This is a genomic window from Myxococcus stipitatus DSM 14675, assembly GCF_000331735.1.
GTDB lineage: Bacteria > Myxococcota > Myxococcia > Myxococcales > Myxococcaceae > Myxococcus > Myxococcus stipitatus.
Window position 1 is genome coordinate 10,313,393 of sequence record NC_020126.1, and the last position, 12,245, is coordinate 10,325,637.

Below are 12,245 nucleotides of genomic sequence, written 5' to 3' on the forward strand. Positions count from 1 at the left end.
CCCCGGGCTTACCCCCACCCCCATCCACTCCCTAGTTTGAGTCGCCATGTCCTGGACCGCGGGCAGCTCGACGACTCGAACGACAGGCGCCCCTGATGCCCCGGGGGCGTGGAAGGCCCGCGCCTGGGCGGAGCTGGAGGCCGCGCGAGCGCGCGTGCTGGCCATGCTCGCCGGGCTGCCGGAGCGGGTGCTGCGCAACCAGCACTCGCCCTTGATGTCGCCGCTCATCTGGGATGTCGCGCACATCGCCAACTACGAAGAGCAGTGGCTGCTGCGAGCCCTGGGCGCGCCGGCACTCACGGACCCGGCCTTCGACACCCTCTACGACGCCTTCCGCCACCCTCGGAGCATCCGCTCCACGCTCCCGCTGCTGCCGCCCGAGGCCGCGTTCGCCTATGCCGCGCGCGTGCGTGAGGCCGTGCGCGAGCACCTGATGGAGCGCGTGCCCGAGCACAGCTTCGAGCCCCTGCTCGTGGACGGCTTCGTCTTCGGCATGGTGGCGCAGCATGAGCAACAGCACGCGGAGACACTCGCGGCCACGCTCCAGTTGATGACGGAGGTGGAGTACCGCATCCCTTCCCAGCGGCTGCTTCCGCGCGCGGGGAGGGTGCCTCGCGAGCCGGTGTTCATCCCCGGCGGCCCGGTGCGCCTGGGCACGGACGCGCCCTGGGCCTACGACAACGAGCAGCCTTCCCACGTGCGCGAAGTCGCGCCCTTCCTGCTGGACGCGCACCCCGTCACCAACGGCGACTACCTGGCCTTCATCGAGTCCGGCGGCTACGAGGACTCACGCTGGTGGCACCCCAAGGGCTGGGACTTCGTGCGCGCGGAGCGGCTCGGGCATCCCCAGTTCTGGCTGCCGCAGGACCAGGGACGGTGGCTGCGCAGGCGCTTCGGCCAGGTCGAGCCCCTGCCCCCCGACGAGCCCGTGCAGCACGTGTGCTGGTACGAAGCGGACGCGTACGCGAGGTGGGCCGGCAAGCGCCTGCCCACGGAGGCCGAGTGGGAGAAGGCCGCGCGCGGCTCCGACGGCGCCCTTCGCGAGCACCCGTGGGGACATGGGGCGCCCACGTCCGCGCGAGCGAACCTGGGCGGCGACGCGTGGAGACCCGCGCCCGTGGGCAGCCATCCCGAAGGCGTCAGCCAGGACGGTGTCTGGGGATTGTTGGGGGATGTCTGGGAATGGACGTCGAGCGACTTCCAGCCCTACGCGGGGTTCCGCGCGTATCCGTATCGAGAGTACTCCGAGGTCTTCTTCGGCGACGAATACAAGGTTCTCCGAGGAGGAGCCTGGGCCAGCGCGCCCGTGGCGGTGCGCAATGGCTTTCGCAATTGGGATTACCCCATCCGCCGGCAGATTTTCGCCGGCTTCCGTTGTGCGTCCGCGGTGTGAGGTGAGGCATGGATTCGATGGTGCTGCCAGTGGTGACGACGCCCGAGGAGGGCACGCGAGCCCTCCCGGGGGTGAAGGTGGACGTCTTCGTGAGGCCCGGCGACGCGAGGCGCGCGCTGCGGCAGGAGGTCATCGACGGCCTGTGCGGGACGCCCAAGGAGCTGTCGCCCCGGTGGCTCTACGACGAGCGCGGCAGCCAGCTCTTCGACGACATCACCCGCCTGCCGGAGTACTACCCCACGCGTCGCGAGCGGGAAATCCTGCTGGCCCACGCGGGTGACGTGGCCCGGCTGAGCGGCGCCACCACGCTCATCGAGCTGGGCAGCGGCACCAGCGAGAAGACGCGTCTGTTGTTGGATGCGATGGAGGAGGCGGGGCAGCTGTCGCGCTTCGTGCCCTTCGACGTGAGCGAGGTCTTCCTGCGCCGCGCGGCGGCGTCACTCGCCCGCGAGTACCCGGGCATCACCGTGCACGCGGTGGTGGGCGACTTCGAGCACCACCTGGGCCAGCTGCCTCGAGGCGGTCGGCGGCTGGTGGCCTTCCTGGGCGGCACCATCGGCAACCTCAAGCCGGCGGAGCGCGCGCGCTTCCTCCATGAGCTGTCGGAGGGGCTGCTGCCAGGGGACGGGCTGCTGCTCGGCACCGACCTCATCAAGGACCGGCAGCGGCTGTTCGCGGCCTACAACGACAGCGCGGGCGTGACGGCGGAGTTCAACCGCAACGTGCTCACCGTGCTCAACCGCGAGCTGGGCGGGGACTTCGACCCGGAGGGCTTCGAGCACTTCGCGCCCTTCGACGAGCACAACGCCTGGGTGGAGATGCGGCTCGTCTCCCGGCGCGCGCAGACGGTGTGGCTGTCCGCGCTCAAGCGCCGGGTGGACTTCACCGAGGGCGAGGTGCTGCGCACCGAGGTCAGCTGCAAGTTCGAGCAGGCCCGCGTCGAGTCGGAGCTGGACGCGGCGGGCCTGGGCCTCGCTGCCTGGTGGACGGACGGAGCCGGAGACTTCGCCCTGTCCCTCGCGCTCAAGCGCGGCTGAGACGCCCGGCCCCGCTCAGCGGCGCGGGTTGCGGCGGGACGTCACACGCACCGGAACCGGCGCCACCACGGGCCGGCTCCAGGCGAACCACAGCGCGGCCAGCACGGTGACGGCAATCCCTCCGGCGGCGAACAGCCGCTCCCCGACGGAGCTCAAGTCCATGGCGGCGAGGGGAAGGGGGAGCATTCCGGTGAACGACATGCGGGGACTCCTTGCGGGGGGCTGCGTGGAGGTCCTGGATGGGATGGGGCTCGAGACTTCCCACCGCGGGCCGGGGATCTGCAGGTTAGGGACTCACGACGGATTCGGGAAGGCCCCATGCCTCCATCCTTCCATAATCGAATGGACGCGCGGCGCTCGCCGAATGTTCAACATTGAGCCGTGCTTGCCTGCTCGCAAGCACGCCCCGTGACTAGCGGGACTTCGGCTTCGCCTGGAGCTCGATGTCGCGACACGCCTCGGTGGCCAGGCGGACATCCTCCGCCGACGCACCCGAGAGGGTCGCACAGAGGAACAAGTCATCGCCCACGCGCCGAGCGCCGAACAGCGCGGGCGACTGCAGGCCCACGCCCCCGTCCGCGAGCTTGGGCGCCAGCGTCACGCGCAGGAGCGAATAGCGCTCCTTCTGCTCTTCCTGGTCCAAGGAGATTTCGAAGTTCTTGGACTCCTCGCGCACGCGCTCCACGAGCTTCTCCACGGTCGGGAGCTGCTCGCCCTGGCCTCGCCGCACATCCACCCGGAGCACCGGCCGGCCCGAGGGGCCCGCCTGGAGGCTGTCATCGGAGGTGAGCTGCGCGGACCAGCCCTCCGGCAAGGGGACCTCCACGCCGGAGCGGTGCGACTGCGCGGTGCCATCCGGTGAGGAGGCGCCCGGACTGGCGCTCTCCTCCTTGCAGCCCTTGCAACCGGACAGCAGACACAGCGCCAGCAAGGCTGCTGGCGCGATGTGGGCCGGGGCCTTCACGGCCTACTTCTTCTCGCCGCCGGGGGGAGGAGGACGGGACGCGTTGTTGCCCAGGTTCTCCATCTTCAGCGAGCCCTCGAAGATGACCCCGCGGTCCATGGACAGGGACGGCGTCTCCAGGTTGCCCTTCACCCGGCCCGGCGTCTTGAGCTCGATGATTTGGGTCGCCTTCACGTTGCCTTCGACCTGCCCGTTGATGATGACGGTGCCGGCCTGGATTTCAGCCTGGACCTTGGCGCCATCCCCAATGACGAGCACGTCCTTGGTGATGATCTGCCCCTGGAACTTTCCGTCGATACGGACCTGTCCCTCGAAGGTGAGCTTCCCCTCGAACTCGCTTCCCTTGCCCAGAAGCGTATGAACCTCACCAGAGCGCTGCGACACGGATTCCTCCTCCCGCTTGAACAGAGGCCTGCTGGGTGCTTCGTCTTTCTTCCCGCCAAGGAGCGCCACGCGCTACTCCTTCCTGAGCAGCTTCAACAGCCGGTCCAGGTCATCGTAGGAGAAGAAGTCCACCTCGATGGTGCCCTTTCCGGGGCTTCTTTCGGTCAACCGGACCTTGGTCCCCAAGCGGCGCTGAAGCTCCTCCACCAAGGACTTCACCTGCGGGCTCTGCTTCGGCGGCGTCTTGCCCGCATCCTTCTTGCCGTGGGAGCGACTCTGCTGGACCAGGCGCTCCGTGTCACGCACGGAGAGCTTCTTCTCCGCCACCTGCTTGGCCAGGTTCTGCATCTCCGGCAAGCGGGGGACACCCAGCAGCGCGCGCGCGTGGCCCATGCTCAGGGAGCCATCCGCGACCATGTTCTTCACGTCCGCGGGCAGGGCCAGCAGGCGCAGGGCGTTGGCGACGGTGGAGCGCTCCTTGCCCACGCGCTGGCTGATCTGCTCCTGGGAGAGCTTGAACTCCTCCGCCAGGCGCTTGTAGCCCTCCGCCTCTTCGATGGGGTTGAGGTCGGCGCGCTGGAGGTTCTCGACGAGGGCGAGCTCGAAGGCCTGAACCTCGGAGACCTCCTTGATGATGACGGGGACCTCCTTGAGGCCCGCGGCCTGGGAGGCGCGCCAGCGGCGCTCGCCGGCGATGATGCGGTAGCCGTCCTGGTCCTTGCGGACGAGGATGGGCATGAGGATGCCCTGGGCCTTGATGGACTCGGTGAGCTCCTTGAGCTTCTCCTCGTCGAAGTGGCGGCGGGGCTGCTCCTTGTCCCGGTGGATGGACTCGATGGGGAGCTTGATGACGCCGGACTTGTTCGCGGCCGAGTCACCGCCCTTGCCGGGAGCGGCCTGGGGGATGAGCGCGGAGAGGCCGCGGCCGAGGGCTCGTTTCTGGTCTGCTGCTTTCACCAAGACATGACTCCAGCGCCGGGAGGGGACTCACGGCGGGCATGGGCGACGGAGGCGAGCGCGCGAACCCGTGAGCGGATTCGCGGACGAGCTCAGGCCACCCGCCTGCGGGGGGACTTGGGGGTGTCGCGCTTCATCAGCTCCCGGCCGAGGGCGAGGTAGCTCTCGCAGCCCTTCGACTTGATGTCATAGAGGATGATGGGCTTGCCGAAGGACGGGCACTCGGACAGGCGCACGTTGCGCGGGACGACGACCTGGAAGACCTGGTCCTTGAAGTAGCCGCGCACTTCCTCGACGACCTGGTGGGCGATGTTCGCGCGCGCGTCGAACATGGTGAGGAGGATGCCCTCCATCTTGAGGTCGGGGTTGAGGCCCTGCTTCACCAGGTCGATGGTGTGGGTGAGCTGGGAGAGGCCCTCGAGCGCGTAGTACTCGCACTGCAGCGGGATGAGGACGGAGTCCGCGGCGGACAGGGCGTTGAGGGTGAGCAGGCCGAGCGAGGGCGGGCAGTCGATGATGATGTAGTCGAACTCGGAGGCCAGGGGGCGCAGGGCATCGCGGAGGCGGAACTCGCGGTTCTCCTGGCCGACGAGCTCGACTTCGGCGCCGGTGAGGTCGGGGGTGGCGGGGACGACCTGGAGGTAGCGCAGCTCGGTGGGGTGGAAGAGCTCCTTCATGGGGCGACCATTGAGGAGGGCGTCGTAGATGGTGCCGTGGAGCTTGTCCTGCTTGAGGCCCAGGCCGCTGCCCGCGTTGCCTTGCGGGTCCATGTCGACCAGGAGCGTGCGGCGTTCTGCGGAGGCCAGGCTCGCGGCGAGGTTGATGGCGGTGGTCGTCTTGCCCACGCCGCCCTTCTGATTGGAGATGCAGATGATTCGACCCACGAGGCCCATCCTCTCTCTTGCCCGGCGAGCGCCAGGCGCCGTGCGAGGTGTAACGCACGACTGCGCGCGGATCCCGCTGCTAACACGCGGTTCGGTGTTGGATCAAATTCGCGGCACGGTGGGCACGGCTCCTCTTTTCGAGGGGTTCCAAGCAGGCCGCGAGCCCTGATTCCAAGGACTTGAAGGTCTGGAGTCCCGGGGGTGGAACGCGGGCGGGAGGGGTGGGTTGGAGGCCCTCCTGCCAAGGAGGCACGGCGGGGGTTTCTCGTGGAACTGGGGGTGTCAGCGGGTTCCCCGTGGAACGGGGCGAGTGGGTCGGGTCGAGGTGGGGGGTGACCATTCGACCTTGGGGGTTTCGTGCCGCGGAGGAGTCTGTGCGCGGGGACCATTCGACTGTTCGAGGTCTTCTGGGTGACGGCACGCAGGTTCCACGCGGAACGTAGGGGTGCGCTGGACCATGTTCTGGGTTCGGAGCGGTTGGCCCGCGGGTGGGTCGGCTTCGCGCGGAGGGGTGGGTTGGTTCGGGGTGAGGGTCGCGGCGGAACGCCTGTGTTCGGGTGGCGACCTCTCGACCGGGTCATTCGGATGAGGGTGGGCCGGGAACGAAGGGCTGCTCATCGTTGGGCTCGCGCGGGTTCGACAAGCGCGGTCGGGTGATGCGGGGTGGAGAGTTCATCGCGGATGCGCGCAGGTTCCGCGCGGCGTCCGTCGTGGTTGAGGGGCGGCGCCGCGAATCACGGCCCCATGTGGAGGCCGCCCTCTGCACATGGCCCCTGTTCGATTGCGGGAGTTCAGCGCGCAGTGGGTGGAGTCCGCTGCTCGGCGTTACTCAACTTTCACACGCGGCGGCCAAGCCCTTGAGTTCGGGACAGCCGTCGCGCGAGTTGGCCCGAAATGTCCCGCTGTTCCGTGTCGCGAATCGAGGCCACGGCATGCCCGCCGAACCCCTCCGCATGACGCCCACGGCAACCCGTTCAGGTTCCATGTGGAACACGGGGAGGTCACCGCTGCGTGACCGGCGGCCTCTCTCTGTCTGTCGCGCGGAATTGAAGACCGCCTTGTCCGCTCTTCATCGAGCGGCATGCCCATGGGCGTCGGCTCCGTCCTCTCGCCATTCAGTTCACGGTCCCCGCGAAGCACATCCTGGGTGCTGCGCCGCCAATCCGCTCGGCATCTCCAGGCGCTGCGGAACACGTCGCTTTCAGTGTTCTGAGCCATCAATCCGCTCGGCATCTCCAAGCACTGCAGAACACGTTGCGTTCTGCGCGCCAATCCGCTCGGCCTCTCGAGGCTCCGAGGAACACGTCACGTTCTGCGCGCCAATCCGCTCGACCTCTCGAAGCTCCGCGGAACACGTCACGTTCTGCGGTCTGCGCGCCAATCCGCATGGCCTCAATCAGCCGCGCGCCATCCGTTCATGCAGGGCACGGCACCATCCACCTTCTGTGTTCTGCGTCGCGACTTCGTCGGGCTCCGCGAAGTCGCTCATCACCCGACTCCTTCAGAAGCTCTGACCACGAGTCCCCAGGTCGGACGGTACGCCGACCGCATCGCGGTTGAGTCCGGACTCCGCTTGGGAACAGCATCAACTCAGGACCATCGCCCCAAAGGGAGCAGTCCTCATCACGTTCAGTCGTGGAGCGACCTGAGCTCCCGCAGCCTCATGAGTCGAACTCTTCGCGGTCCATGTCGAGCGCGCCGCAGTCCACGTTCCGAGGTCGGCATCGCCACTTCACTCGGCCACGCCAAGCCACTCATGCCCGGCTCCAAGTGGAAGATCCTGACCACGTGAACACCATCGTGTCGGTCGCCCTCTGGAGTCCTTCGCGGCCAAGCCCAGCACGACATGGAGCAGGCGACGGTCGAGTTCATGCTCCCCCACCCCACCGCGCCTCATCTGGAAACGAGCGGGCTCGCATCACCCGCAGCCATCACAAGACCTGAGCAACTCGCGCCCCACCAGGAACAAGTCACGGTCCACATCCAGGGTTCGGCACCACGACCCGCGATGCGGAGCCCTCTTCACCTGGCTCCGGTGGGCCCCGCATAGAAAGGTCGCGGTCGCGAGGTTCGCCGAGCGAGCCTCATCATGAGCCGGCTTAAGTTCCGCGCAGCCCATCACTACTTCGTGAAGCACGGTGACCGCTTCGCCTCTTCCACTTGGAACGCGGTGACCAGATGAACCGAGGCTGCCGCTTCACGACCAAGCCTCCAGCACAGGTTCCACACGAAACCTGTCGCCACCAGCATTCTGGGCTCAGCCACCGACATCCGATGTGGCAACCAGATGCCTTCGTGGTTCCGACTCGTGGACCCCAGCATCGATGCGAACACAGTCCACGGAGTCGCGATGAGGTTCGCCTCGCTGCCTTGAAGGGAGTCCGGCTCCAGGTGGAACCACGTCAGCGCGAATCCCCATCAACTGATGTCCGCGGTGAGCGGTTCGCACTCCTCTTGGAACAGGTGCAGGCATCGACACGAGGCGCGGCACGAGCACCACAGGTGGTGATTCGAAGCGCCTGTCGCCGGCTCCACATGGACTGCCGTACTCAACAGCCGGCCCCCATCCAGCGCTGAGCAGGTTCCATGAGGAACACGGAGCGGCCCCAGCCAGCTCCACGCAGAACGCGATGCATGGAGGCTCGAGGCCGGCAGCCAGCGATGACCACTGCTTCATCGTGCCGCCAGGTTCCCCCGAACCGCCACAAGGTGCGTGCCCGAGGCCCCTCATCACCACCGCACGCCGCGGCATGAAATCACCCTGCCTGGAACGCGGCGCATGAGGTTTCGAGACCCACCGATGCGCGATGGCATCTCTTCATCGCGCTGACCACGAGGCTCCGCCATCACCACCACATGCAGCTGATTGAAGGTGCCTCGGCCGTTCCGCATCAAACGCGGACCGCTCATCACTTCGCGCCCATCGCCCGCGACCTGAAGACCTCTTCGCGAGTGTCACGTGGAACGGGCACGCGGCGGTTCAACCGCCGCCCATGCGCGATGACCACCGCTTCATCGCGCAGCTACGACCACGCGGAGCACGACCATGTGCTGGTCCGAAGCTCCGCATCACGACCACATGCGACTTCTCGAAGTCGCCTCACCCGTGCCACGTGGAACACGGAGCGGCCATCACTTCGCACTCCACCCCAACTGCATGAAGCCCGCTTCGCCGGTTCCACGTGGAACGCGATGCATGGCGGTCCAAGTCCGGCCGATGGGCGATGACACCTCGTCATCGCCGCCACCAAGGCTCCACCTCACCACCGCATCGAACTGCGCGCAGTCATCTCGCCGGTTCCATGTGGAACGCGATGCGTGGCGGTCCAAGACCGGCCGATGCGCGATGCCCACGTCTTCATCGCCGCCACCAAGGCTCCACCTCACCACCGCATCGAACTGCTCGCAGTCGCCTCGCCGGTTCCACGTGGAACGCGATGCGTGGCGGCCCAAGGCCGGCCGATGCGCGATGCCCACGTCTTCATCGCCGCCACCAAGGCTCCACCTCACCACCGCATCGAGCTGCTCGCAGTCGCCTCGTCGGGTCCACGGGGACCACCGAGTGGCCACCACTTCGTGCCGACCGACAACCGCATGAAGCCCTCTTCCGTGTTCCACGTGGAACAAGCATGCGGCGGTTCATGCCTGGCCCACCGTGATGGCCGCCTCTTCATCGCGACGCCAGGTTCCACGTGGAACACGACAAGGGACAGGCATGAGGCTCCGCACCATCACCGCATGCGGCGACGTGAAGCCTCCTCACCCGGTCCACGTGGACCAAGCGTGCGGCGGTTCATGCCTGGCCCACCGCGATGGCCGCCTCTTCATCGCGACGCCAGGTTCCACGTGGAACACGACAAGGGACACGCATGAGGCTCCGCACCATCACCGCATGCGGCGACGTGAAGACTCCTCACCCGTTCCACGTGGAACAAGCGTGCGGCGGTTCATGCCTGGCCCACCGTGATGGCCGCCTCTTCATCGCGACGCCAGGTTCCACGTGGAACACGACAAGGGACAGGCATGAGGCTCCGCACCATCACCGCATGCGGAGGCGTGAAGCCTCCTCACCCGTTCCACGTGGACCAAGCGTGCGGCGGTTCATGCCTGGCCCACCGCGATGGCCGCCTCTTCATCGCGACGCCAGGTTCCACGTGGAACACGACAAGGGACAGGCATGAGGTTCCGCACCATCACCGCATGCGGAGGCGTGAAGCCTCCTCACCCGTTCCACGTGGACCACGAAGCGGCCATCACTTCGCGCCCACCACCCACTGCCTGAAAACCTCTTCACGTGTTCCACGTGGAACGAGCACGCGTCGGTTCAGGGGCGGCATCGAGCGATGACTGCCTCTTCAAGGAGATGCCTTGTTCCACGTGGAACGCGACCAGGGTCGTGTTCGTGGCCCGGCATCACCACCACCTGCATCAAGACCCCTCCGCGTGTTCCACGTGGAACGCCCTGCCCCGACCTCGCGGCAGCGCTGCCTTGTCATGCGGGCCTCCATCCAAGCCTTCGCAGGTTCCACGTGGAACACGGAGCGGTCATCACTTCGTGCCCGACACCACCTGACTGAAGACCTCTTCACGTGTTCCACGTGGAACGACGTGCCCAGAAGTCCGTGGTCACGCCGTTCACCAAGAAGGCCACTTCATGCACCTTCTTCGGTTCCACGTGGAACACGACCAGGCCCGTGTTCGTGGCGCAGCATCACCACCCCATGAACCAGCTCGCAGGCTTCTTCACCTGTTCCACGTGGAACATCGAACCCCGATGTTCGCGGTCAGCTGCCTGCCTTGATGAGCTCTTCGTGGCCTTCCTCGAGTTCCACGTGGAACACGCGGCGACCCTCCATCCAGCGTTCGCACCATCCATCGCGGTGCCTGCTTGAAGACCGCCTCGCGTGTTCCATGTGGAACCCATCAGGCCCGTGTTCGTGGCGATGCATCACCACCACAAGAGCCAGCTCACAGGCTTCTTCACCTGTTCCACGTGGAACGTCGCGGCCAGAAGTTCGCGGTCGCGTCCTTCAACAAGAAGGCCTCTTCACGCACCTTCTTCGGTTCCACGTGGAACACGCGACGTCCGCCACCGCGTGGTTCAAGCAACCTCCGCAGTGCCGTGAAGACCGCCTCGCTTGTTCCACGTGGAACACCATCAGGCCCGTGTTCGTGGCGAAGCATCACCATCACATGAGCGAGCTCGTAGGCCGCTTCCATGTTCCACGTGGAACGCCACATCCAGTTCTTCGCGCTCCAGTTGCCTGCCTTGCTGAGCGCTTCGCGGCCTTGCTCGAGTTCCACGTGGAACACGCGGCGACCGTCCACTCAGCGTTCGCGCCATCCTTCGCGCCGGCCAGTCGCCCCCTTCACTTGTTCCACGTGGAACGCAGTTGGGGCCATGTTCGTGGTTCAGCGTCACCACCACATGAACCCGTTCGCAGGCCGCTCCCCTGTTCCACGTGGAACGTCGCATCCAGTTCTTCGCGCTCCAGCTGCCTGCCTTGATGGCCTCTTCGCGAGCTTGCTGAAGTTCCACGTGGAACACGCGGCGACCCTCCACTCAGCGCTCGCACCATCCTTCGCGCCGGCCAGTGGAACTCGGCCGGGTCCGCGTTCGTGGCGCAGCCTCACCACCACATGAACCTGCTCGCAGGCTCCTTCGCCTGTTCCACGTGGAACGTCGAACCCCGATGTTCTTGGTCCATCTGCCTGCCCTGATGAGCGCTTCGCGACCTTGCTCAGGTTCCTCATGGAACACGTGGGCACCCGCAACTCAGCGTCCGCATCACCCTTCTCGCCGGTCAGCAGCGCCCTTCACTTGTTCCACGTGGAACGCCTCGTCTTGAGGTTCGTGGTCTTGCTGCGTACCCGGATGAGCACTTCGTGGCCTCGCGCAGGTTCCGCGTGCAACGCGACCGGGGCGGTGTTCGTGGCGCAGCCTCACCACCACATGAGTCAGCTCGCTCGCCTCTTCTCACCTGTTCCACCTGGAACGCCGCCCGCCGATTTCCGCGGGCATGCATCATGCCTTGCTGGCTGCTTCTCACCCTTGCGCAGGTTCCACGTGGAACACGCGGCGACCCTCGACTCCAAGTTCGCCCTGGTCAGCAGCTTCCTTCACTTGTTCCACGTGGAACGCGGCATGCGTGGTCGCGGCCCGGCATCCCCACGCATGCGGTGGCTTGAGCGTGCCTTCGTCATGCCCAGAAGTTCGCGGACGTGCCGCGCACCTTGGAGAGCTCTTCGTGTGCCTGCTTCGGCTCCGCGTCGAACTCGCAACGACCATCCGCTCACCTGATGACCGCTTCGCCTGTTCCACGTGGAACGCGACATGCGCCGTGGTCGCGGCTCCGCACCACCACTTCGTGCGGACTCTCGAGCGCCACGTCACCGTTCCACGTGGAACGCCATGACTGACAGCTCGCCGTCACGGCCATCGGCTTGAAGGACTCTTCGTGGGTGCATCTGCTCCATGAGGAACGCCATGACTGGCGGCTCGCCGTCACGGCCGTCACCGTGAAGACCTCTTCGCGCGCCGGCTTCGGTTCCGCCTCGAACGTCGGGACCGACAGCCCGCTGCCACGCCCGCCACCTTGAAGACCTCTTCGTGCGTGCTTCGGTCC

General features: G+C 66.7%; 8 protein-coding genes. 2 read left to right on the plus strand and 6 right to left on the minus strand.

Annotation, left to right across the window (positions count from 1 at the left end; genetic code table 11):
• Positions 1-46: 46 nt before the first annotated feature.
• Together egtB and egtD are read left to right on the plus strand one after the other, a co-directional pair.
• Positions 47-1,393 (plus strand): ergothioneine biosynthesis protein EgtB, encoded by a 1,347-nt coding sequence (gene egtB, locus MYSTI_RS40225; RefSeq protein ID WP_015353631.1) that lies wholly within the window; start codon positions 47-49, stop codon positions 1,391-1,393.
• A 17-nt stretch (positions 1,394-1,410) separates the two neighbouring features.
• Positions 1,411-2,430, plus strand: coding sequence for an L-histidine N(alpha)-methyltransferase (gene egtD / locus MYSTI_RS40230; RefSeq protein WP_144370455.1), 1,020 nt, complete (start codon positions 1,411-1,413; stop codon positions 2,428-2,430).
• A gap of 15 nt (positions 2,431-2,445) precedes the next feature.
• Here the strand turns inward: egtD and MYSTI_RS40235 are convergent, their stop codons facing one another.
• From MYSTI_RS40235 to MYSTI_RS40265, 6 genes are all read right to left on the minus strand, one after another.
• Entirely contained in the window at positions 2,446-2,631 is a 186-nt protein-coding gene (locus MYSTI_RS40235) for a hypothetical protein (protein ID WP_015353633.1), read from the minus strand.
• Positions 2,632-2,842: 211 nt separating this feature from the next.
• Positions 2,843-3,394 (minus strand): hypothetical protein, encoded by a 552-nt coding sequence (locus MYSTI_RS40240; protein WP_015353634.1) that lies wholly within the window; start codon positions 3,392-3,394, stop codon positions 2,843-2,845.
• 3 nt (positions 3,395-3,397) lie between these two features.
• The gene (gene bacM, locus MYSTI_RS40245; RefSeq protein ID WP_015353635.1) at positions 3,398-3,847 is read right to left on the minus strand and encodes a bactofilin BacM; all 450 of its coding nucleotides are present in this window, start codon (positions 3,845-3,847) and stop codon (positions 3,398-3,400) included.
• A gap of 3 nt (positions 3,848-3,850) precedes the next feature.
• Complete coding sequence (locus tag MYSTI_RS40250) at positions 3,851-4,738, minus strand: ParB/RepB/Spo0J family partition protein (protein ID WP_044282629.1); 888 nt, start codon at positions 4,736-4,738, stop codon at positions 3,851-3,853.
• Positions 4,739-4,827: 89 nt separating this feature from the next.
• Positions 4,828-5,619 carry a ParA family protein gene (locus MYSTI_RS40255; protein WP_044901016.1) on the minus strand — a complete coding sequence of 264 codons (792 nt, stop codon included), beginning with the start codon at positions 5,617-5,619 and terminating at the stop codon, positions 4,828-4,830.
• Positions 5,620-10,599: 4,980 nt separating this feature from the next.
• Positions 10,600-10,932 carry a hypothetical protein gene (locus MYSTI_RS40265; RefSeq protein ID WP_044282631.1) on the minus strand — a complete coding sequence of 111 codons (333 nt, stop codon included), beginning with the start codon at positions 10,930-10,932 and terminating at the stop codon, positions 10,600-10,602.
• Positions 10,933-12,245: the final 1,313 nt, after the last annotated feature.

What these genes read in the sequence shown, in the direction of transcription:
- egtB (WP_015353631.1), top strand. Translation starts at nt 47, where the DNA reads ATGTCCTGGACCGCGGGCAGCTCGACGACTCGAACGACAGGCGCCCCT.
- egtD (WP_144370455.1), top strand. Translation starts at nt 1,411, where the DNA reads ATGGTGCTGCCAGTGGTGACGACGCCCGAGGAGGGCACGCGAGCCCTC.
- MYSTI_RS40235 (WP_015353633.1), bottom strand. Translation starts at nt 2,631, where the DNA reads ATGTCGTTCACCGGAATGCTCCCCCTTCCCCTCGCCGCCATGGACTTG.